Below are 22,330 nucleotides of genomic sequence, written 5' to 3' on the forward strand. Positions count from 1 at the left end.
TGATTCCCAGCGGCTAGCGCAACCAGAAGACGCGAATGCAGATCAAACCTCCGTCGTCGCGGGCCATCCCGACGAACTGATTGTTCGCCAACCACCGGAATTGTTCCGAATCTGTCTGGAACACCGGTGCCGTGCGGTAGTAGTACTCGCGCTCGTCCACGAATTCGCCCGCCTGCAAGCGTGCTTCGACATCCTGCGGGGCACGGTAGTAGCCCCGGTTGTGGATGTCGATCAGCGACCCGTCGTCGGCACGCAGCACATATCGTGCGTCGAGTTGCACCGTGTCGCCGCGTTCGACGAACCAATCACCCCCGTACGAGAGCACCTCGCCCGTCATCTTCGGGCCCGTCACGGTGCCACCTGTGATAGGCACGAAGTGCAGCACTTCCTGTGCACTGCGGCCGATCCGCAATTCGTCCGACACACGCACCCGAATCTCGAACACGAATTCCAGCTCCGGTTCGGGCAGCATTTCCCGAGGAGACATCACCGTTCGTAGACCACTTGGCCGCCGACGATCGTGGCGATGATCGGCAACTCGGGAAGCTTCTCGGCAGGGCCCATCACGTCGCCGTCTACTGCGGTGAAATCCGCAGGTCCTCCGACGACGATGGTCCCGGTGCCGTCGGTCAGACCAGCAGCAGCAGCGACGTGCGTGGTGTACCCGTCCAGCGCCTGCTGCGCCGAGATTGCCTGCCGCGGTTGACGGGGGGTGTCGTCGGGCCGGTCTGCCGGGCGACGCAATCGGGCGTCGGCCATCACCACCCTGGGGTCGAAATGTGCTACCGGCCAATCAGATCCGAGCGCGACGGTCACACCGAGATCGAGAAGTTCTGCGACCGGCCAGCCCCGGTCGATCCGATCGCGGCCCATGCGCCGAGACCAGTCGTCGGCCTCGTCGGCTCGGGTGTATCTGGTGCAGTGAGTCGGTTGCATCGATGCGGCGATACCTGCGGTTGCAATCGTCGCCAGATCCTCGGGGCAGACGGTTTCGAGATGCTCCAGTCGATGCCCGACACCACTGCCGACGAGGGCCGCCAGGGTCTGCACACTGTGGTGCACAGCGGCATCGCCGATCGCATGGGTGGCAGTCGGCACACGACGGCTGTCGAGTTCACGCACCACGGCCGCGTAGCGCTCCGGTTCGGTCCACGACGGTCGAGTGCCCTCGCCGTACAGATCCGGGTGACACAACCACGCCGTCCCACCTTCCACGGTCCCGTCCATGAACAGCTTCGCGCCCGCATATCTCCACCGCTGCCCGGCAGTGCCGTGCACCAATTCAGCCAGCTTCTCGACCCGATCGGCAGGATGGTCCGGCTGCACCCAGCCGTACACCCAGAACCGCAACCCCGCGTCGTCTCCATCGAGAGCCCGGATCATCTCCACTGTTCCGGGCAGGTCGTCCATCACGTGAACTCCGGTCAACCCGACCGACGCCATCTCCTCGGTCACACTGCGCAGCAGAGACTGTGCGGCCCCCGCATTCTGCGCGGGCATCACACTCTCCACCAGATGGATTGCCGCCTCCTCGATCAGATGGCCGGTGGTATTGCCCCCGTCATCGACCGCCACCCGCGCAACTCCATGCACGAAGGTCTCTCGGCCGGTCACACCGGCAAGATCGAGTGCAGTTCGGTTGGCCAGCGACGAATGCGCATCGTAGAACCGGATCAGAACCGGCGTCGTGACCGACTCGGAAATGGCATCGAAACTCGGAGCCTGCCCGCCGAACACGTTGTGGTTCAGGCCCCATCCGCGAATCCAACCGTCGGTCGGTTCCGCCGCGTACAGTACCCGACGCACGTCGTCCAAATTCTCGCATCGACTGAAGTCGACCCCGAGTGACATCAACGCGCCCTGCACCACATGCGTGTGGGCATCCACCCAACCCGGTGTCACGGTGCCACCGGCCAGATCGACGACTCTCGTTGCCGATCCAGCGATTTCGAGAATGTCCGCAGTTGTTCCGACCGCAAGAACGCGATCGCCTCGAACTGCAACGGCTTCCGCTGATCGAGTGTCACCGACCTGAGGGAGTATGTGTCCGTTGATCAGGGCCAGGGTGGCGTCAGCCATTGTGTGCTCCATCTGTGTTGTCGGTTTCAGGCGTCATCCGAATGACTATCGTTCGCTCGACTGCGAACTGGGAGCGAGTTCGGAATCGATGTCGGTACTTCCCAGGCCTGCATACACCTCCGGTCTACGGGATCGGATCCACAGCGCAAGAAGAACTCCGAGGACGAACACCGAGACTGGAGCACTGACGGCGATGGTATTCACGATCGGACTGTCGGTGAGAGTGGCCAATTCGATCTTGTCGATCACCAAGTACAGGGCGATACCGAACAGCACGAAGGCGACAGCACCGGCCAGGGCCGCACCGCGATCTCGCACTCCGTCCTTGCCCTTCGAGAAGAAGACGGCAACCGACAGGGAGGTCAGCCACTGCAGCGCGAGAATCCCCACGGTGCCCGTACTTGCCGTCCACGCGGCCAATTGCAAGACGGGGTCGACGTCGGAGACCGCGAAGCACAGCACCGCAATAGCAGCGATTACGGACTGCACGATACTGGCGATGTGCGGAGACAGGTGTTTGCTGTGCACGGAGCTGAGCCGCACCGGGACAATCCGCTCGCGCCCCATGGCATATCCGTAGCGAGTGATCGCATTGTGAAAGGCCAGAAGTGCGGCGAGACCGCTCGAGATGATCAGTATCCGCATGACATCGGTGGCCGCGCTTCCGACGTAGGTATCCATCGCAGTGAAGAAGTAGCCGGCGGGATCAGCCGCAGCTGCATCGACCGCATTCCCCGCCCCGAATGCCATCACGGCAATCCAGACGATGAAGCAGTAGAAGATCGCGAGGAAGATGACCGCGGCATAGGTTGCACGCGGCACCGTCCGATCCGGTCGTACCGCCTCGTTACGGAACAGAGCAGTGGCCTCGAAACCGACGAACGCGGCGAACGACACAGCCAGCACGGCACCCATCGATCCTGTGAAGACGTTCTCCGGATAGAACGGCTCGAGGGAAAGACCGGTTGCGCCGCCGTGGACGACGACTCCGACGGCCAGCACCAGAAGCACCAAGACCTCGAGCACGAGAAGAACTCCCAGAACCTTGGCACCGACTCGAACCGACCGGTACCCGAGAACGGAGACGATCGCCGCTGCGACCAACGCCCACACCCACCACGGCAGGTCCACCCCGATGAAATCGTTCACCGTCGCCTCGGTCACCGCGCCGAACAGACCGTAGATACTGAGCTGGAGCAGCGTGTAACACACCACCGCGACCAGGGCGCTCCCCAAACCGGCAATCTTGCCCAGGCCCTTGCGGATGTAGGAATAGAACGCGCCGTTGTTGTGCACGTGCCGGGCCATCTTGGTGAAGCCGATGGCGAACACCATGTTGATGAGCCCAGCGGCCAGGTAGCCAGCAGGAGCCCCGATCCCGCCTACCAGCAGCGCGATCGGGGCCACCGCCACCATGACGGTGAGCGGCGCTGCGGCAGCGACAACGAAGAACACGATGTCGCGCGAATTCAGACTGGCGCGATCGAGGGTACCGGTGCGCTCGGAATGCTCGGGGATGGTCATAGCCGACTCCGTCCAATTAACCAAAACTGTTTTGGTTTTGACGTAATGTAAACCACAGTTGCCGACTTGGATAGTCCTGGAGAGAAATGAGTGGAATGTGGCAAGACCCCGTACAGCCTTGCTCGACGTCGATCGCATCGTTGACCAGGCGCTTCGAATCTCCGACACCACAGGAGATTTCACGATCACGCAGCTGGCGTCGAGGCTGGGCGTCCACCCATCCTCGCTGTATCACCACATTGCCGGTCGAGACGAAGTCATCGACCTCATGCGGGCACGAATCGGCCGGACAATCGACAACTCGGCATTCGAGTCCGCGCCCTGGGACGAGGCCATGCGGCGGCTGGGGTGGTCGTACCGCGCGGCCTTCGCGCGCCACGCTGGTTCGATCCGACTGCTCGCAACAACACTCGTTCGCGACAAAGAATCGCTGTCGGAGTACGACCGGATGGCACACGGGCTTCATGCAGCGGGCTTCGGTTGGCCGGAAGTCCTGCCGATCATCATCGCGTTCGACAACTTCGTTCTCGGATCCGCTCTCGACACGGCGAGCGGCGGCAATCTGTACACCGCTGATCCGCAGCTGCACCCCGCGCTGTCGGCTGCGGTAAACGACTCCGAAGGCGGAAGAAGCCCGTCCGAGCTGGCCTTCGAGGTGGGGCTGTCGGCTTTCCTCACCGGACTGCGGCACAAACTCGCCGACCGATGACTTGCTGGGCCTGCCCTTCGGAGAGTCCGAGTCATCCGAAGATCAAGCGTCGACACAACGGGCAGTGTGTGTTTGAATCCACGCAGCGGCAGGCTCGAACCGAATTGGCTCGTGACCATCCCCTTCGAGTCCCGTCACCGCTCGCCGAGCTCCGACGACCAGCGCTGGACACGTCCGTTGCGATGTCTTTGCCTGGACAGCTCGGTGCGGAAATACCTCAGCTTCGGTGCCCCCTTGGGTACCTGAAGTCCACGCGTCCGTCGGAGACGCCACCGTGTTCGACAACAAAAAGGATCGAAACCCATGGCTGACACCGTGTTCGACTTCTTCGCGCAGCCCGAGCTACCCACACCGACCCTCGAGTCCGACGAGGTTCGTCGACTGATTCACGAGAACTTCGGATTGGCATGCACTCTCACCGAGCTCGGCAGCCAGCAGGATCAGAACTTCGTGGTCCGTGACTTCGACAGCGGTGCTCCGGTCGGTGTCCTCAAGCTCAGCAATCCCGTGTTCAGCGAGTCCGAGATCGAGTTGCAGGACCTCGCCGCGAGCATCGTCGCCCAGCGAGAGCCGACGCTGCGTACCCCGAAGGTGGTCATCGGCCCACGCGGACCGATGTCTGCATGGTGGGCCTCTTCGCAGGGACGCATCCACGGCCGGGTCATCGAATTCATCTCGGGCACAACGCTGATGGGTTCGAACTATCTCTCCCCCGCCACGGCCGCACGGATGGGCGAGCTCGCCGGCAAGGTGAGCGTCGCGCTGTCCGAGGTCGACCACCCCGCATCGGGCCGGGTGCTGCAATGGGATCTGCGCCATGCCGATCGCGTCATCGCAACACTGTTGCCCGACGAGCCGGACCATGATGTCAGCGGATTCGTCACCGAGGTCACTGCTTCGGCCATGCACCAGTTGCAGTCGGTGTCGGCCGCCCTGCCCGTTCAGCTCGGCCACTTCGACATCACCGACGACAACGTTCTCGCGCCGACGACACCGGGCTCGCTCCCCGACGCCGTCATCGACTTCGGCGACGTCAGTGCGTCGTGGGCGGTCAACGAAATTGCAGTGACCTTGTCCTCGCTGCTGCATCACGACGGCTTCGCGCCGGTCGATGCTCTGCCCGCCATCCGTGCCTTCCATGCCGCACGTCCGCTGAGCGAGAACGAGATCGACGCACTGTGGCCCTTGGTCACCTTGCGCGGAGTGGTTTTGGTACTCAGCGGCCGTCAGCAGGTACGCCTCGACGCCGGAAATTCGTACGCTGACGCCGCGCTGGATCGTGAATTCCGCATCCTCCGCCAAGCCGCATCGGTGCCCTGCGCCGTGATGACCGAAACCATCCGTCGAGCACTGGGTTTCACTGCTCGGCCGCGACCGACATGGCAGGGTGCACCACTGGTCGCCGGTGTGTCCGACGCCGTGATCATCGACGCGGGCACCACATCGAGCGTCAACGACGAAGGACGCTGGCTCGACCGACACACCCTGACCACCGCCGCGCTCACCGCGCTCGATGCCGGCGCTCCCGCCGCAGTGGCACCTGCGTGGTCTCCCCGGCTCACCGGCGGACCCAGCCGCACTCCCACAGAACCGGCCACGGTCTCCACGGCCTCGACCATCTGGCTCGCCCAAGACACCACGCTCGACGTCCCCGCAGACTGCTCTAGCACGCACACCGACGACAGCATCACCGTCACGTACGGTGACGACGCCGTCCACTTCGTCGGAGTGCCGAACTCGACGAATTCCATTGTGCTGCCGTCACGCACACCGATCGATGTCCAGCTCACCCGAGCGAACTCGGGGCCGATACCACTGCGCGTCGAACCGTCGTACGCCCGGGGTTGGTCGGTACTCGCCGGTGACCCGGCTCCGGTTCTCGGGCTGCCCCCTACCGTCGACGCCCCAGAGGACGACACCCTCGAGCGCCGCGAACGACTGCTCGCCGAGGTCCAGGAGCACTATTACGCGGAGCCGCCCCGTATCGAGCGTGGGTGGCGTGAGTACCTGGCCGATGTCGACGGCCGGGTCTATCTCGACATGGTCAACAATGTCGCCTCCGTCGGCCATGCCCGCCCGGAGGTGGTCGCGGCGGCGAATCGGCAGATGCACCTGCTGAACACCAACTCGCGCTTCAACTATCGCGCGATCACCGAGTTCGCAGAACGCATCACCGCAACCCTTCCCGATGAGCTCGACACCGTGTTCTTCGTCAACTCCGGTTCGGAGGCAACTGATCTCGCCATCCGGATCGCGATGGCTGCGACCGGACGTACCGATATCGTGGCCATGAAGGAGGCCTACCATGGGTGGACCTTCGCCAGCGATGCCGTCTCGACATCCATTGCCGACAATCCCAATGCCCTTGCCACCCGGCCGGACTGGGTACACACCGTCGATGCCGCGAATTCCTACCGGGGTAAGCACCGCGGTGACGACGCCTCGAGGTACGCACCCGAGGCCGTGCAGTTCATCGACGACCTGGCTGCAGCAGGAACTCTCCCCGCCGGGTTCATCTGCGAGTCCTACTACGGCAACGCCGGCGGTGTCGCACTTCCTGACGGCTACCTCCAGCAGGTGTACGCCGCAGTCCGCAGGCACGGCGGCATAGCGATCTCCGACGAAGTGCAGGTTGGCTACGGCCGACTAGGCGAATGGTTTTGGGGCTTTCAGCAACAGCAGGCGATTCCCGACGTCGTCGCCGTCGCGAAATCCATCGGCAGCGGCCAACCCGTCGGCGTCGTCGTCACCACCCGAAAGATCGCCGACCGCTACCGCACCGGTGGTTACTTCTTCTCGTCCACGGGCGGGTCCCCGGTGTCGTCGGTGATCGGTCTCGCCGTGCTCGACGTCATCCAACACGGGGGCCTGCAGGAGAACGCGCGCGTGGTCGGTGGCCACCTGAAGTCTCGGCTACAGGCGCTCGCCGCCGAACACCCCATCGTCGGCACCGTGCACGGATCCGGGTTGTATCTGGGACTCGAGTTCGTTCGCGATCACACCACCCTCGAGCCGGCCACCGAGGAAACCGAGGCCATCTGCAACCGGTTGCTCGAATTGGGAGTTGTCATGCAGCCCACCGGCGACCACCAGAACGTACTCAAAATCAAACCACCGCTGTGTGTCTCGAAGAATTCGGTCGACTATTTCGTCGACTCGTTGGAGAGAGTTCTGACAACAGGCTGGTGACGCGCCCCGCGGCAACAGCAGAATCTGCGGGTCGCACGTCAAGTCGTCTCGATACGAACACGCTTCGAAAAGCCCTGCGTTCATGCGCAGGATCACAGAACTCTGGAGGCAAAAGTGATTCCTTCTACATCTACATCGAACGACGTGCATCAGCCAGTAGCGGTGATAACGGGTGCCGGCTCTCCAGCCGGAATCGGATTCGCCTGTGCCCGCGCGCTCGCGTCCACACACTCGCTCGTGATTGCAGCGACGTCGTCGCGAATCAACGACCGTGTCGCCGAACTGGCCGATATCGGCGCTCGCGCAGTAGGGTTCATCGGAGACCTCACCGATTCCATGGTCGCGAATCGTCTGGTCCAAACGGCCGTCGACAACTTCGGGCGGCTCGACGTACTAGTCAACAATGCGGGTATGACAGCAACGACCGGCAGCGAAGAGTTGGCACCTGCCGAGTCGACGTCGGATGATCAATGGCACGCGGCAATCTCGCGGAACCTCGACACGAATTTTTTCGTTTCACGAGCGGCGCTCGTCCCTATGTCGCAACAGGGATATGGGCGAATCGTCAACGTGGGTTCGATTTCCGGATCGGTGATGGCCTACCGCGGCGATGCCTCTTACCACGCAGCCAAGGCAGCCCTCGTCGGACTCACACGATCGATCGCCATCGACAACGGTCATCGCGGCATCACCGCGAACGTCGTTGCTCCGGGTTGGATCGCGACGAGTTCCGCGACAGAACACGAAAACACCATGGGAGCTGCTACCCCACTGGGTCGATCCGGTCGACCGGACGAGGTGGCGGCTCTCGTTGCCTTCCTTGCCTCACAGGCAGCGTCCTACATAACGGGACAGGTCATCGTCGTCGACGGCGGCAATTCGGTCGCCGAGGAGCGCGGATTCGGAACCGCCGAATGAACTGACTCCCGTATGAGAAAGCCGAATCAGGTCTTCGGGTGAGGCCCGATCGTTCGGGACAGCCGGTCGATAGATGTCGATGTTCGCCGGATACGGGACTTCCACCACGACAGCACCGCCCGCAACGACCCCCTCAACCGACTTCGCGCGTTCAGCGATCAGCTCCTGCACTGCATCCGACGCCGACTCGCCGTCATCACCGGTTGGAGGCCGATCTCTCGACACGGCGAGACGCCATCCTCGATGCCTGGATCGGCCTCTCGACCTGTCGAAGTGCCCTGGGCGCGGTCACAGAGAGTGTGACTGTGGTCGTTGATGTTCCGGGTTGGATTATAGGCTCGCAGTGACACGACGTGCCCATTGCCGATCGGTGATGTGGCAACGACGCCACATTCCGGCGTTGCTGTGGTGCTATATCCCGCTTCGCCTCCCCGCGGGCGGCACGGTCAGTGCAGTCGAGTGATGCGACACGTTGTGTCGATTGACAGCAACCGGCATCTCATTCGACTCCGAACGGAGTTCCGGGGGCTCAGCCGGCAGCAGTAGCCGTAGGTGAGAACACTTTAATGGTTTGTACACGCATCGTCCAGCGGAAGCCTGTGACTGTCCGTGCAATTTCCTCGTGTCCAGTACCGAGGCATTAAGTCTCTATAACGCATATCAATTGAGACGTCACGTCGGCTGCATCCTTGACGCCTTAACAATCGACATCTACAGTGATCCAAACCACTCCGTATACGTACTATTTGATCGGATCTAGCCGATGTCACCTCTTGACGCCGTCGCCGAAAGCCATGTCACCGACGGTCCATTGCCCGCACCCGTTGGGAATTCCTCTGAATTCGCAGCAAAGTCGGTTCTCATCACTGGCGGAGGAAGCGGGATCGGCGCAGGTACAGCACGCCTGATGGCCGAAAATGGGGCGTATGTCGTCGTTCTCGGACCAGACGAGAAGCCCCTGTCCGAGGTCGCAGCTGCCGTGAGAGGCGTCGCTATCGTTGGCGACGCCTCCGACAGCAACGATGTCGATGCTGCGATCCGAGCGGCACGGGAGGCCACCGGCCAATTGGACATCCTCATCTCGTGTGCAGGAATAAGTCCTTTCGGCTCTGCGACGGATACCACCGACGAGCTGTGGGGTCGAGTAGGTCGTGTCAACCTCGATACTGCCTTCGTCGCTGCGCGCCAATGCCTTCCAGCTCTGATCGAGTCGCGGGGATCGATCGTGCTGGTCTCGTCGCTCGCCGGGCTGCTGTCAGCACCCAACGCTGTTGCCTACACGACGACGAAGCACGCGATCATCGGCCTGACACGCTCTCTCGCCGGTGACTACGGACCTCGGGGTGTTCGTACGAATGCAGTGTGTCCGGGATTCGTTCGCACGGCAATGTCGGACTCGGTGATGACCGAACTCGGAGGTCTCGACGGTGCAGATGCGCTGGAGGCTGCCTATGTATCGGCGACTCGGTTCACTCCGCTGCGCCGTCCGGCGGCTACGAGAGAGATCGCCGAGGTCATCGCTTTTCTGGCCGGCCCCCGCTCTACGGCGATCACAGGATCCGTCATCACTGCAGACGGTGGGGTCTCCGCTATCGAGACCGGCACCATCGCCGCGTTTGCTTGACCGAACTATTTCCGAACCCATCCCAACGATGTCCGAACCAATCCAGGAGAACACCATGAAACTCGACCCACTCAGCTGCCGATCTGCATCGACGGAGCTGCTGAACACGACCGAAAACCCGAGACACCGAGCTATTCTCGAGAACTACCTTCTGCACGCCAGCTGCGAGGTGGCCGGTTACTGGCAGTACATCTTCGACTCCTCCATGACGGTGCAGGAACCGGTCTACCATTTCCGCGGCGGTCCATACGCGTCGATACTGACCGGTCGAGAAGCAGTCATGGGCTTCTACGAGCAGAATGCGATCGCCGGCTCGAATGTGATGTTCTCCGAACACGAACGGCTCTCGGTTGCCGACTGGGGACTATCCGGAGACATGCTTCTGCACCAGCTCGTACCGGGCTCCATGCTGGCCGCGATGGGTGAAACCGCCGACGATCACGACGCCATCTATGTGATCAGTGTTCAGGCAATGCAGCTGTGGCCGTACAACGCCGACGGCCTGCTCGAAGGCGAGAACGTGTACATCGACTGGGACAACCGGACGGTAACCAAACTGGACCCGGCCGAGGTGATCACGGCCGCGCAAGCTCGCGCGGCACTCGATCCGTTCATTCCGGCGTTCGCCAAGTTCGTTCCGGACTACGCAAAATGACATTTTCGGGAATCAGCGGAAAAATTGCACTCGTCACAGGTGCCGGCAGCGGTATCGGAGCCGGCAGCGCGCTGCGCCTGTCACAAGAAGGCGCGACCGTGGTCCTGGTCGACCGAAACCAAGCCGCGGCGCAGTCGATAGCAGACGCCCTCCCTGGGGACACGGTGGTACTTGCCGCCGACGTCGGCAGCGAAGACGAGATGGCCGCCGCATTCGATGCGGCCGTCGAACGCTGCGGTGCTGTCGATCTCGTACACCTCAATGCGGGTATATCAGGACCGTTCGGCACGTTCGAATCGACCACGGTCGAACAGTTCGACGACACAGTGCGCATCAACTTGCGGGGTGCATTCCTCGGATTGAAGAACAGCTTCCGGGTTATGTCCGGACGCGGCGGCTCGATCGTACTGACGGCGTCGCTGGCAGGTCTCCGAGGTAGCCCAGACATCGCCCCCTATGTGGCCACCAAGCACGGCGTCGTCGGCTTGACGAAAAGTGCAGGCGTGCAGGGTGCTTCGCAGAATATCAGGGTGAACGCCATTGCACCGGGAGTGATCGACACCGCCATGCAAGGTCCACTGATCGAGGCCATGGGTGGTGGGGCCTCGGCGCAGTCCGTGCTGCACAGCGCAAGCCCAGTGGGTCGGATGGGCACCACACAGGAAGTGGGGTCGCTGGTGGCTTACCTGCTCAGCGACGAGGCACTGTTCATGACCGGCAGCGTCATCACCATCGACGGTGGAGTCAGCGCTGACAGTCCGATCAAGATGAGCTGACACCCCGCACACCGGTTACGGTCCGTGACCGACGACGGGGCACCCTCCTCGGCACACCGTTGTCCTGTCGGCATCGACCTACCCACGACACCACTCCGGCTGCATACAGCACTTCGAAACAGGAGCAACATGACCTCTACAACGCTGGACGAGAGCCTTCTCGAGGGCTCGGACATCACCGTTCTACGCCCCGGCTCAACAGAATTCGACGCGGCGCGCGTCATCTGGAACGCCATGTTCGACCGTCACCCTCTGCTCATCCTGCAACCCAAGAGCACCGAAGGGGTTGCTCGAGCGGTAAAGTTCGCGCGTGCCAACGATCTCCCGATCGCAGTGAAGTGCGGTGGCCACAGCGCGCCCGGCCACAGCATGTGCGGTAGCGAGGGAATCGTCATCGACCTGGTCGATCTCCAGAAGGTCGCCGTAGATCCGGTAAAGAAGGAAGCACGTGGTCAAGGCGGCGCCCTGCTCGGGCGCTTGGACGAGGCGACTGCACCGCACGGTCTCGTCGTACCCGCCGGGGTGGTCTCTCACACCGGAATGGGCGGTCTGGTCCTCGGCGGGGGTTTCGGGCACATCATGCGCAAGTTCGGGCTGTCGATCGACAGTCTGTTGTCCGCCGAGGTGGTCCTGGCCGACGGCTCCGTCGTTCGCGCGGATACCGACCACCACGCTGACCTGTTCTGGGCTCTGCGCGGTGGGAGCGGGAACTTCGGAATCGTCACCGAGTTCCATTTCAAATGCCATGACTTCGGGCCCAGCGTGGCCGTGGCAATCGCAGTCATCGAACTCGAGCATGCGCGGCCGGCACTGGAGCTGTGGAGCGCCGAAATGGAGGACGGTCCCGACGAGTTGTCGTGGATTTCGTTCCTGCGCAACGTTCCCGACCGGCCCGAGTTCGCCTGGGTACCCAGAGAACTGGTCGACAAGCCGGTTCTCATCATGCCCATGTTGTGGGCGGGTGACCCTGAAGAAGGAGAACAGCGGTTGGCGCAATTGACGGATAAGCTCGAGAACCTCGCAGTGCTCTACCGCGATGTCTTGCCCTATGTGTTGGTGCAGCAACAATACGACGATATCTTCGGCTACGGATACCGAACCTATTGCAAGGCGGGGTTCATCAACGACCTCAACGATGCCGCGATCGATGCGCTCTTGGACTCGTCGGCATGCGTTCCGAATTCGTTGTCGCAGATCGAGATCCTACGTTTGGGTGGCGCAGTCGAGAGAGTGGCCGAGGACGAGACTGCATTCTCGCATCGAAAGGCCAAATACCCGATCAACATCATTGCGATGTGGGACGACGCGTCGCGCGACGACGAGACCATCGGCTGGGTACGTCAAGCGTATTCTTCCGTCGAGCCGTTCCTGAACGGCGGCATCTACGTCAATTACGCGGGTGGCGACGAAACTGGTGGTGACGCTGCAGCTTACGGGTCGACCTGGGATCGTCTGGTGTCGCTCAAGGAAAAGTGGGATCCCGACAACGTCTTCAGGTTCAATGCCAACTTGCGCAGAGCCGACTTGGCCACTTAGGCGTTCGACCGACCTCTGGATCTCGTGCTCGATCGGCCGCACTACCGACCATGCCCGGGCGTCGATGTAGATTCGACGCTCGGGCATCGGTGTATCTGCACCGCGATGGTGTCATGGCCTGCACGCTGAAGACTCCGGTGCCGGATCCCCCAGTCATTGCATGTGTTCAGCGGCCGAATACAACACGGTATGTTTGTGGGTAGCTGAGTCGTTGGGCACGATCGGCTGATTTCACACAGTCACGGCGTCGACGGGGAGGAGGTGCACATGGACGCTACTTCCGTCGTCCGATTCGACGATGCACCAGGTCATCTCCTTCGGAGAGCGCAACAGATTCACACGGATTTGTGGAGCAAAGAGGTCGGCGACGTCTTGACCGGGCCGCAGTATGCGACCTTGGTGGCAATCGCAGGGTGGGAAAATCTCGATCAGAAGAAGGCAGGGGAATTGGCCTCGCTGGACAAATCCACTGTCGGTGGCGTGGTCAAACGGCTCGAGTCGAAGGGATGGGTCACGAGGGCCACCAGCCCCCTCGATGCCCGGCGGCGCATTCTGTTGCTGACCGACTACGCCCGCCGCGAGCTCCCGTCGATTTCCTCTGCCGCCGAACGGGTGCAGCGCAGTTTGTTACGACCGTTGACATCCGACGACGCACATAAGCTCGTCACTCTGCTGCACGCGGTCGCGTTTGCCTTCGAGGACGAAAAGTCGATCGGCACAGCCCGATTCACAGCCGGGCCGATGCTCGAACTCGACACAACGCCGGGCTACCTGATCAGGCGCGCTCAGCAGGTTCATGCAGCGCTGTGGACATCGGTCTTCGCCGGCGATTTGACCAGCCCGCAATACGCTGTATTGGCGGTGGCCGCCGTAGCGGAGCGCGTCGATCAGTCACAAATTGGCAATCGAGCCTCTCTCGACTCGTCCAGCGTTGCAGATATCGTCACACGCCTCGAAGCGCGCGGCTGGTTGACCCGACGAAAAGACGATGTCGACGGCAGGCGAATGATCGTAGAGTTGACGTTGCCTGCCACCACTGCCATCAGACACCTCACCACATCCGTTCGGGACGTTCAGCAGCGTTTGCTGTCACCCTTGAGCGACAAAGACGCATCGGTCTTCATGACCCTGATGCAGCGTGTGGTGAACGTGGACTGCGCATCCGATGGTCTCGTGACGACGGCCTGACACCCCGAAGTTTCATCTCGGCGGCCGATCGCATCACTCGGTTGCGTCGATCACGGCAGGTCGAGGGTCACAGCGGCGACAGTTCCGTCATCTGCCGACGCGATCCGCGTAACGCACGTACACAATCGAGCGTTCGACTGCTGCTGTCGGTTGCTGAAGAACACATCTCGGTGATCCACGATCCCCTCGACCGAACAGATGTCGACCTGACACAGCCCGCACTCACCTCGTCTGCAGTCGAACATCATCTCCGCTCCGGCAGCTTCCAATGCCTCTAGCATCGACTCGTTGCTCTTCACGGTCACGGCGAGACCCTGCTTGGGGACGCGCACGACGAACTCTCCCGTGAGGTGCCGACCTGCAGTCCCGAAGGTCTCGTAGCGGAGCGCGCCGGGTGGCCGTCCTGCCGCCGACCATTGACTGCGTACCGCATCGAGCATGCCCACCGGCCCGCACACGTACAGAACAGTCGACGGGGGGCAGTCGTCGATGTAACTCGCCACATCGAGTCGCCCGTCCTCTTCGCTCGTGTGAACGGTGAGGAAGTCACCGTGTAGCTCCTGCAACTCGTCGACGAATGCCATAGCCTTGCGATGCCGCCCTACGTAGGTGAATCCGTAGCCGTTGCTGTCCAGCATCTTTCGACTCTTCACGGCCTCGCCCATGGACATCAGCGCGGTCACACCGATGCCGCCCGCCAAGAATCTGACGTGTCCGGGGCTACGGCTGAACGGGAAGCTCGCCAACGGCTGCGTGGATCGAATTCTCGAGCCCGACTTCAGCGAATGCATGTACGTCGATCCGCCTCGGGAATGCGGCGAGAGATGCACACCGAGAATCAGCGTGTGCGGGTCTGTGCCTCGCGCCGCAACCGAATACGACCTCACTTCGGTCTGTTCACCTATCCTTACGTCGACATCGAGGTGACTGCCTTCGATCTGGCCTGCGACGGGATCGGGAAAGCGTAATGCGATCCGCCGAATCGAGTCGGCGGCGTCGCTGACATCGGAAACGGTGGCCGTAGACCAGCGCCGCTGAGAGGTGGCACTCATCGGCTTTCCCGACCGATCATCTTTTCGATCGTGCGGCGAACCCATTTGCCGCCTGCATCGATGTTGAGGTTGTAGAAGTCGTAGCCAGGGTTTGCGTCGATCGCGGCTTGCTGCGCGTTCAGCATGGTCTCGTCTTCGAAGAAGATTCGCGATACCCCCTCCTTCAACTCGTTGGTCACTCGCTGCTTGTCCAAAGCGAAATTGCGGTTGATGGCCCAGTGGTACATACAAGTCTTGGCGCTCGTCGGCGTCATGGTGTGCAGCACGAAGGTGTTGACGCCCTGACTTCGATCCCCCTCGGGCGCACCGGTTCCTGCGATAGCCACACCGACATCGAGTGCAATCGTCGACGGTGCCAGGTAGTTGATGATCTGCCAGCGATCCACCGGACCGTGATAGTCGGGAAATTTGATGTTGAGCATGTACTGCCACAGCGGTGGTGCTTCGATGTTCCGCATCCAACGGGTCACCGTCACTCTGTCTCCCGAATGCTCGGTGTCGAACGGTGCGACGCTCAGGTGTTCGTTGCCGATGCTCGAGGTGTGGATGAACTCTTCGTGCGTGAGATCCATCAGATTGTCGAGCACAAGTTGATAGCCCGCATCGACTGCGATCATCTTTCCGTCGCCGGCCCAGTTCGGGTCGTCGTTGGTATGTAGGTCGGGAATCAGATCGGGGTCGGCCAGCGCGGGATTTCCCGGCCACACCCACACGAATCGGTGACGTTCCACCACCGGGTACGACTGCACGGACGCACTGGGGTTGATGGTTTCCTGGGCAGGCATGAACGTGCACTTGCCGTCCTGGTCGTACTTGATGCCGTGGTAGCCGCACTGAACCTCGTTGCCGCACAATGTGCCCATCGACAGTGGGACCAGTCGATGCCAACACGCATCGGCTAGCGCAACCGGGTCGCCGGTGGTCGTTCGGTAGACCACGACCGGCTTTCCCGCGACATTGACCGGGCGCAGTGCTCTACCCACCTCGTGGTCCCACGCTGCGACGTACCAGGCGTCCATCGGCCAGTCGCTGGCCGCAATGTCGACGAAGTCGGAGCCCTGTGAAGCAAGCGACATCTGTGATCTCTCTTCCTTGTGCGTTCAACCCAGATCGGACTTGTAGTCCGTATGCGGATCAATATCTGTGACTGACGTTACAGCGCGCTAGATGTTGGGTCAATGCGCAGTTGCATGCCGGAATGAACCGCTCGCCAGCCCGGAGGCGGCACACCTAGACCCCGCAGCCTGCCCTGCATGTATGTATTGACAGCCACACTTGACCAGCATACGGTTATTATCCGTATACGTACTATTTTGCGTAACCAAATACGTGACAAGGAACCGCCCGTGTCTGTATCCAGAACCACAGCTACCCCACCCACAAGCTCTCAACGCCGTCGTGTCGCCGCGGCGAGCTTCGTAGGAACGACGATCGAGTGGTACGACTACTTCATATACGGTAGCGCCGCGGCACTGGTCTTCGCGCCGCAATTCTTCCCGACCGCCGATCCATTGACCGGCACTTTGGCCGCATTCGCCACGTTTGCGGTCGGCTTCGTGGCCCGCCCGATCGGCGGAATCGTCATGGGCCACTTCGGCGATACCGTCGGACGCAAGTCGATGCTGGTGATCTCGATGATGATGATGGGTCTGGCAACGGTCTGCATCGGCCTGCTCCCCAATTACGCGTCCATCGGAATCGCGGCACCGATTCTGCTGGTGGTCCTGCGATTCGTCCAGGGGCTCGGCGTCGGCGGTGAATGGGGCGGTGCCGTACTCATGGCCGTCGAGTACGCGCCCAAGAAGAAACGCGCCCTCTACGGTGCGTTCCCTCAGATGGGCCTGCCTGCAGGCATCGTTGCGGCGAACCTGGTTTTTCTACTGGTCAGTGCTGCGGTGGCTCCCGAGGCGTTCGCTGCGTGGGGATGGCGAATCCCGTTCTTGATCAGCGCGGTACTCATCGTGGTCGGATTGATCCTGCGGTTGAAGATCGACGAGAGTCCGGCTTTCGTCGCGGCTCAGGAAACTCGCACAACCACCACGAGCCCCTTGCTGGAGATCGTTCGGACGCATCGGCGGTCGCTCGTCTTGGCCTGTGCCGCCTCGATCGCCGCTCCCGCTCTGGGGTACCTCGTACTGGTGTACATGCTCTCCTACGGGGTACAGGTGCTCGAGATCCCACGAAACACCATGCTGTGGTTGATCATCGGCGGCAGCATCGTGTGGATCTCCACCATTGCCGGGGCCGCGATTCTCGCCGACCGTATAGGCCGGAAACCGGTATTCCTCGCCGGCGCAGCTCTTGTCACGGTCTGGGCGTGGCCCTTCTTCCTCCTCGTCGATACCGCCCGACCCGAACTGATACTTTTGGCCTTCGCTGTGGGCACCGCGGGGATCGCCGGAATGGCGGGCCCACAGGCAACGCTGGTGGCCGCACTGTTCCCCACCGCCGTCCGGTACAGCGGTGCCTCCCTGGCGTACCAGGTCGGTTCCATCTTCGGAGGTGCACTTGCACCACTGATCGCCACCGCGCTCTACGCCGCGTACGGCAGCTCCACACCGATCGCTGCCTACATGGCGGGTCTGGGATCGATCAGCTTCGTGGCACTGCTCTTCCTCGACGAATCCGGCCACGACGGCCTCGACGATACATCTGACATCACCCCAGTTCGGAGCGAGAGTGCACGCTGACTCGCCCATCCACGGCAACTGCCATCCGACCAGAACCCAGGGAAAGAGGTGCTCATGAGCACGACGAGATACAGATCCGACGACGACGACCTCGACGGGTTCTACCGTGACATCGCAGAGCACGACCTTCAGCCACTGTGGGAGATGCGCGGACTGCTCACCCCAACCCCGACCGTGAAGACGCTCCCGCATCGGTGGACCGCCGGGGACCTGCAAAAACTAGCTCAGCGCTCCGGCGAACTCGTTCCCATCGACCGGGGCGGTGACCGTCGGGTCCTGGCACTGGCGAACCCAGGTCTGGCGGGCGCACCGTACGTCTCGTCCACCCTCTGGGCCGCAGTGCAGTTTCTGCAAGGCGGTGAAGTGGCACCGGCACACCGGCATTCGCCATCGGCACTGCGCTTCATCCTCGACGGGGACGGAGTTTATACCGTCCTCGACGGCGATCCCGTGACGATGGCGCGCGGCGATCTCGTACTCACGCCCGCATGGGCGTTCCACGAACACCACAACCCTGGATCTCAATCGATGATGTGGCTCGACGTTCTCGACCTACCTGTGGTGGCGGGACTGGACGCGGTCTTCTTCGAAGCAGGGCCGAGCGAAGACGCGGACCGCTCGACAGCACCACGGTCGTCCTCGGAGCGGCGCTACGGACAAGGCGCAGGGCTTGTGCCCGCGAACGGGTCTGCGCACCCCCACGAACGCGCACATTCCCCCCTGATGGTGTACCGATGGGCCGAGACCGATGCTGCTCTCACGGCACTACTCGAGCTGTCGGACACCGGAGACGCGCAACTTCGCTTCCGCGACCCCACCCGCGACCGCGATGTCATGCCGACCCTGCGGTGCGAGATGCGCCGCACAACCGCCGGCACACGCACGGTCACCGACCGCCAAACCGGATCGAGGGTGTGCGCAGTACTCGACGGTTCGGGCACCGTCGACATCGCCGACCGAACCTACACGATCGCAGAGGGTGACATCTTCGTCGTGCCATCCTGGGCTACCCACACACTCTGCGCCACAACGGCTCTCGACATCTTTACCACCAGCGACGCACCGATACTCGAAGCGCTGTCGCTCTATCGCAGTGAGCAGGTAGCACCATGACCACCACACACTTCGCCACACTCGTGGTCGGCGGCGGGATCGGCGGATTGGCCACCGCCCTGGCACTCGCACGATCCGGAACCGAGGTACACCTGGTCGAGCAGGCACCGGAATTCACCGAAATCGGTGCAGGGCTACAGATCGGACCGAACGCCACCCGAGCGCTCGACCGCCTCGGACTGTTGAACGAGCTCTCCGACATCGCCGTGCATCCGCGGAGCGGCATCATCCGCGACGCCGTGACGTCCGAGGTGCTGACCAGACTCGACTTCGGACCCAGCTTCATCGCCCGATACGGCTACCCCTACCTCGTGGCGCACCGCAGCGACGTCCTCACGCTCCTGCTGCACGCCTGCCAACGCGAACCTCGGGTGACACTGGAGAACAACCGCACCGTCGTCGAAGTCGTCGAACACTCCGACCACGCGATCACCCGATTCGCCGACGGTGACGAATACACCGCCGACGTCCTGATCGGTGCGGACGGCATCAAATCACGCGTACGACAACTACTCGACACCGCCGAACCTGTCTTCAGCGGACACATCGCTCACCGCGGCGCAATCGACATCGCCGACGTACACACCGACGCCGCAACCGAAGACGTCGTGCTGTGGATGGGCCCCGGTATCCACCTGATGCAGTACCCCGTCCGACGCGGCGAGCTGTACAACCAAGTTGCGGTCTACGAAAGCCCCCGCTTCGCGGCAGGACGCGACGATTGGGGCGACGCCGACGAACTCGCCGAAATGTTCGCACCTGCCTGCTCCGCAGTCAAGGACGCGATCGAACAGATCGACACCAGTCGAGCGTGGCCGGTCTTCGACCGCGACCCCATGCCGACCTGGACGACCCCGCACACCGTCCTCATCGGCGATGCCGCCCACGCGATGCTGCAATATCTGGGGCAGGGAGCCTGCCAGGCGCTCGAAGATGCACTGGTGCTGTCCAATTCGCTCGCCGCCCATCCGGGAGACGCAGTACGCGCCTTCAAGCGATTCGAAGAACTACGAGTCCCCCTCACCAACAAATGTCAGACCGTAGCTCGGCCCTGGGGACGTACCTGGCACACCAGCGATCCAGCGATGCTCGCGCTACGCAACCGAGTGTTCCGAACACGAGCAGACGACGACTACACCGACTTGGACTGGCTCTACGCCGACCGCCCCGAAGAATTGGACGTCACCGGATCCTGACCACCGCACACTGACCAGAAGGACATTCCATGAAATTCGTCAGCTTCAGAAGCGCACAGGGCACCCAGGGAATCGGCGTGCTCGAATCAGATGCAACCATCATCGACATCACCCCACTCGCACATCACTCCGCACCGGCAGGATTGAGCCCGATGCGGGCGCTGTTGCACGCCACCGACGGACGACTGTCGTTCAGCACCAACGACTTCGACGGACTGGACCGGATCGACATCAGCACTGTCGCATACGATCCGATCGTGCCCGATCCCACCAAAGTCATTGCTGCACCGGTCAACTACCGCGATCACCAAGCAGAAATGATGGAGGACCATCACATCGACTCGTTGGGCGTCTTCCTCAAAGCCCCCTCCTCGGTGATCGGCCACGGAAGCACGATCACCCTGCCCTACACCGACAGACGCTTCGACCAAGAGGGGGAGCTTGCCCTCGTCATCGGACGCACCACCCGGAACGTCGCGGTCGCCGAGGCCTTGGGCTCGGTCGCCGGGTACACCTGCCTACTCGACATCACGATGCGCGGCGGCGAAGACCGGTCCACTAGAAAATCTTTCGACACCTTCACACCCGTCGGGCCGTATCTGGTGACCCCGGACGAGGTCGGCGAACTCGGTGCCTTGCAACTGAGAACCACTGTCGGTGAAAATCTGCGCCAGGACGCCGACATCTCCGACCTCATCTGGGGCGTGCCGGAACTCATCGCCTACGCCTCCTCCGTCATGACGCTGCACCCCGGCGACATCATCACCACCGGCACCCCCGCCGGAATCGGCCAGATCGTCGATGGCGATACCGTCTCGGTCGCCATCGACCGTATCGGCGCACTGACAGTGAAGGTGAGTGCCCTCGGCGCGGTCGCGTGTCCGACCAAGGGGGCGACACGCGGCCCCAAACCGCCGGCCGCGGTCACCCCGGTCCGCGCCCGAGCTTCCTCCGATTTCGCCTCCACCAGCACCAAGGCACCGTGATGACCCACACCGTGCGCGGCATCATCGCACGATCCAAAGATGCCGTCGTCGAACTCGTCGACATCGTCATCCCCGACCCCGGCCCCCACGACGTCATCGTGAAGGTGCAGGCCTGCGGGGTCTGCCACACCGACCTCACCTACCGCAACGGCGGCATCAACAACGAATTCCCGTTCCTACTCGGCCACGAAGCCGCCGGAATAGTCGACACCATCGGTGACGCCGTCACCCACGTGTCCGTCGGAGACTTCGTCGTCCTCAATTGGCGCGCTGTTTGTGGGGAATGCCGTGCCTGCAAGCGCGGGCGCCCGTGGTACTGCTTCGACACCCACAACGCCTCGAAGAAAATGACCCTCACCGACGGCACCGAACTCACCCCCGCCCTGGGGATCGGGGCGTTCGCCGACAAAACACTCGTCCACGAAGGACAGTGCACCAAAGTCGACCCCACCGCCGACCCCGCCGTCGTCGGGCTCCTCGGCTGCGGAATCATGGCCGGCCTCGGAGCAGCGGTCAACACCGGCAACATCTCCCGCGGAGATTCCGTCGCAGTGATCGGCTGCGGCGGCGTCGGAGATGCCGCCATCGCGGGTGCCGCCTTGGCCGGAGCATCGATCATCATCGCCATCGACCGTGACGACACCAAACTCGCCTGGGCAAAAGAACTCGGTGCCACCCACACCGTCAACGCCTCCCACACCGCGCCCATCGACGCCGTCAAAGATCTCACCGACGGCCACGGTGCCGACGTCGTCATCGACGCCGTCGGGCGTCCGGAGACATGGAAGCAGGCCTTCTACAGTCGCGACCTCGCCGGCACCGTCGTCCTCGTCGGTGTCCCCACCCCCGACATGCGCGTCGAGATGCCGATGATCGACTTCTTCTCCCACGGTGGATCATTGAAGTCGTCCTGGTACGGCGACTGCTTGCCCGAACGTGACTTCCCGATGCTCGTGGATTTGTACCAACAGGGCAGGTTACCGCTCGAGAAGTTCGTCACCGAACGCATCGGACTCGGCGATATCGAGGCCGCGTTCACCGCCATGCACGACGGCACGATCCTGCGTTCGGTTGTGGTCCTGTGACTGTCGAAAC

18 protein-coding genes are annotated in these 22,330 nt (G+C 62.4%); 13 read left to right on the forward strand and 5 right to left on the reverse strand.

What is annotated here, in order from left to right; all coding sequences use genetic code 11:
* Nucleotides 1–13: 13 nt before the first annotated feature.
* From ACQR3T_RS23700 to ACQR3T_RS23710, 3 genes are read right to left on the reverse strand one after another with little or no spacing between them, the layout of a single operon-like run.
* A complete protein-coding gene (locus tag ACQR3T_RS23700; protein WP_428695033.1) occupies nt 14–487 on the reverse strand; it encodes a DUF3237 domain-containing protein in 474 nt (157 codons plus the stop codon).
* Nucleotides 487–2,079, reverse strand: a complete 1,593-nt coding sequence (locus tag ACQR3T_RS23705; protein ID WP_428695034.1) for an amidohydrolase — start codon at nt 2,077–2,079, stop codon at nt 487–489. The genes ACQR3T_RS23700 and ACQR3T_RS23705 overlap by 1 nt, the downstream gene beginning before the upstream one ends.
* 45 nt (nt 2,080–2,124) lie before the next feature.
* Nucleotides 2,125–3,603 (reverse strand): APC family permease, encoded by a 1,479-nt coding sequence (locus ACQR3T_RS23710; protein WP_428695035.1) that lies wholly within the window; start codon nt 3,601–3,603, stop codon nt 2,125–2,127.
* A 97-nt stretch (nt 3,604–3,700) separates the two neighbouring features.
* Here ACQR3T_RS23710 and ACQR3T_RS23715 point away from each other — a divergent pair, with 97 nt between their 5' ends.
* The 8 genes from ACQR3T_RS23715 (at nt 3,701) to ACQR3T_RS23750 (ending at nt 14,198) form a co-directional block, all read left to right on the forward strand.
* On the forward strand, nt 3,701–4,312 hold the full coding sequence (locus ACQR3T_RS23715; protein WP_428695036.1) for a TetR/AcrR family transcriptional regulator C-terminal domain-containing protein: 612 nt from the start codon (nt 3,701–3,703) through the stop codon (nt 4,310–4,312).
* Nucleotides 4,313–4,615: 303 nt separating this feature from the next.
* On the forward strand, nt 4,616–7,501 hold the full coding sequence (locus tag ACQR3T_RS23720) for an aminotransferase (protein WP_428695037.1): 2,886 nt from the start codon (nt 4,616–4,618) through the stop codon (nt 7,499–7,501).
* Nucleotides 7,502–7,645: 144 nt separating this feature from the next.
* Nucleotides 7,646–8,419, forward strand: a complete 774-nt coding sequence (locus ACQR3T_RS23725) for an SDR family NAD(P)-dependent oxidoreductase (RefSeq protein ID WP_428695038.1) — start codon at nt 7,646–7,648, stop codon at nt 8,417–8,419.
* 763 nt (nt 8,420–9,182) lie between these two features.
* Entirely contained in the window at nt 9,183–10,043 is an 861-nt protein-coding gene (locus tag ACQR3T_RS23730) for an SDR family NAD(P)-dependent oxidoreductase (protein WP_428695039.1), read from the forward strand.
* Nucleotides 10,044–10,098: 55 nt separating this feature from the next.
* On the forward strand, nt 10,099–10,698 hold the full coding sequence (locus tag ACQR3T_RS23735) for a hypothetical protein (protein ID WP_428695040.1): 600 nt from the start codon (nt 10,099–10,101) through the stop codon (nt 10,696–10,698).
* A complete protein-coding gene (locus ACQR3T_RS23740; RefSeq protein WP_428695041.1) occupies nt 10,695–11,474 on the forward strand; it encodes an SDR family NAD(P)-dependent oxidoreductase in 780 nt (259 codons plus the stop codon). The genes ACQR3T_RS23735 and ACQR3T_RS23740 overlap by 4 nt, the downstream gene beginning before the upstream one ends.
* 129 nt (nt 11,475–11,603) lie before the next feature.
* The gene (locus ACQR3T_RS23745; protein WP_428695042.1) at nt 11,604–13,010 is read left to right on the forward strand and encodes an FAD-binding oxidoreductase; all 1,407 of its coding nucleotides are present in this window, start codon (nt 11,604–11,606) and stop codon (nt 13,008–13,010) included.
* A 267-nt stretch (nt 13,011–13,277) separates the two neighbouring features.
* Nucleotides 13,278–14,198, forward strand: coding sequence for a MarR family winged helix-turn-helix transcriptional regulator (locus tag ACQR3T_RS23750; RefSeq protein ID WP_428695043.1), 921 nt, complete (start codon nt 13,278–13,280; stop codon nt 14,196–14,198).
* Nucleotides 14,199–14,248: 50 nt separating this feature from the next.
* Here ACQR3T_RS23750 and ACQR3T_RS23755 read toward each other — a convergent pair whose 3' ends face one another.
* Nucleotides 14,249–15,250, reverse strand: coding sequence for a PDR/VanB family oxidoreductase (locus tag ACQR3T_RS23755; RefSeq protein ID WP_428695044.1), 1,002 nt, complete (start codon nt 15,248–15,250; stop codon nt 14,249–14,251).
* Nucleotides 15,247–16,326: a Rieske 2Fe-2S domain-containing protein gene (locus tag ACQR3T_RS23760; protein ID WP_428695045.1), complete on the reverse strand. Its 1,080-nt coding sequence runs from the start codon at nt 16,324–16,326 to the stop codon at nt 15,247–15,249. Before ACQR3T_RS23760 ends, ACQR3T_RS23755 begins: the two co-directional genes overlap by 4 nt.
* A 270-nt stretch (nt 16,327–16,596) precedes the next feature.
* On the opposite strand from ACQR3T_RS23760, the gene ACQR3T_RS23765 reads away from it, so the two are divergent.
* Genes ACQR3T_RS23765 through ACQR3T_RS23785 form a run of 5 tightly spaced genes read left to right on the forward strand, consistent with a single transcriptional unit; the run spans nt 16,597 to nt 22,320 of the window.
* Nucleotides 16,597–17,940, forward strand: coding sequence for an MFS transporter (locus ACQR3T_RS23765; RefSeq protein ID WP_428695046.1), 1,344 nt, complete (start codon nt 16,597–16,599; stop codon nt 17,938–17,940).
* Between the two features lie 54 nt (nt 17,941–17,994).
* Entirely contained in the window at nt 17,995–19,053 is a 1,059-nt protein-coding gene (locus tag ACQR3T_RS23770; protein WP_428695047.1) for a cupin domain-containing protein, read from the forward strand.
* Complete coding sequence (locus ACQR3T_RS23775) at nt 19,050–20,249, forward strand: FAD-dependent monooxygenase (protein WP_428695048.1); 1,200 nt, start codon at nt 19,050–19,052, stop codon at nt 20,247–20,249. The genes ACQR3T_RS23770 and ACQR3T_RS23775 overlap by 4 nt, the downstream gene beginning before the upstream one ends.
* A gap of 29 nt (nt 20,250–20,278) precedes the next feature.
* The gene (locus ACQR3T_RS23780) at nt 20,279–21,235 is read left to right on the forward strand and encodes a fumarylacetoacetate hydrolase family protein (protein ID WP_428695049.1); all 957 of its coding nucleotides are present in this window, start codon (nt 20,279–20,281) and stop codon (nt 21,233–21,235) included.
* On the forward strand, nt 21,235–22,320 hold the full coding sequence (locus ACQR3T_RS23785) for an S-(hydroxymethyl)mycothiol dehydrogenase (protein ID WP_428695050.1): 1,086 nt from the start codon (nt 21,235–21,237) through the stop codon (nt 22,318–22,320). The genes ACQR3T_RS23780 and ACQR3T_RS23785 overlap by 1 nt, the downstream gene beginning before the upstream one ends.
* Nucleotides 22,321–22,330: the final 10 nt, after the last annotated feature.

Origin of the sequence: Rhodococcus sp. IEGM1428, from assembly GCF_050321865.1 — a bacterium.
GTDB lineage: Bacteria > Actinomycetota > Actinomycetes > Mycobacteriales > Mycobacteriaceae > Rhodococcoides.

Coding starts and splice junctions, on each gene's coding strand:
- ACQR3T_RS23700 (WP_428695033.1), bottom strand. CDS start 487: ATGTCTCCTCGGGAAATGCTGCCCGAACCGGAGCTGGAATTCGTGTTC.
- ACQR3T_RS23705 (WP_428695034.1), bottom strand. CDS start 2,079: ATGGCTGACGCCACCCTGGCCCTGATCAACGGACACATACTCCCTCAG.
- ACQR3T_RS23710 (WP_428695035.1), bottom strand. CDS start 3,603: ATGACCATCCCCGAGCATTCCGAGCGCACCGGTACCCTCGATCGCGCC.
- ACQR3T_RS23720 (WP_428695037.1), top strand. CDS start 4,616: ATGGCTGACACCGTGTTCGACTTCTTCGCGCAGCCCGAGCTACCCACA.
- ACQR3T_RS23730 (WP_428695039.1), top strand. CDS start 9,183: ATGTCACCTCTTGACGCCGTCGCCGAAAGCCATGTCACCGACGGTCCA.
- ACQR3T_RS23735 (WP_428695040.1), top strand. CDS start 10,099: ATGAAACTCGACCCACTCAGCTGCCGATCTGCATCGACGGAGCTGCTG.
- ACQR3T_RS23740 (WP_428695041.1), top strand. CDS start 10,695: ATGACATTTTCGGGAATCAGCGGAAAAATTGCACTCGTCACAGGTGCC.
- ACQR3T_RS23745 (WP_428695042.1), top strand. CDS start 11,604: ATGACCTCTACAACGCTGGACGAGAGCCTTCTCGAGGGCTCGGACATC.
- ACQR3T_RS23750 (WP_428695043.1), top strand. CDS start 13,278: ATGGACGCTACTTCCGTCGTCCGATTCGACGATGCACCAGGTCATCTC.
- ACQR3T_RS23755 (WP_428695044.1), bottom strand. CDS start 15,250: ATGAGTGCCACCTCTCAGCGGCGCTGGTCTACGGCCACCGTTTCCGAT.
- ACQR3T_RS23760 (WP_428695045.1), bottom strand. CDS start 16,326: ATGTCGCTTGCTTCACAGGGCTCCGACTTCGTCGACATTGCGGCCAGC.
- ACQR3T_RS23770 (WP_428695047.1), top strand. CDS start 17,995: ATGAGCACGACGAGATACAGATCCGACGACGACGACCTCGACGGGTTC.
- ACQR3T_RS23775 (WP_428695048.1), top strand. CDS start 19,050: ATGACCACCACACACTTCGCCACACTCGTGGTCGGCGGCGGGATCGGC.
- ACQR3T_RS23780 (WP_428695049.1), top strand. CDS start 20,279: ATGAAATTCGTCAGCTTCAGAAGCGCACAGGGCACCCAGGGAATCGGC.
- ACQR3T_RS23785 (WP_428695050.1), top strand. CDS start 21,235: ATGACCCACACCGTGCGCGGCATCATCGCACGATCCAAAGATGCCGTC.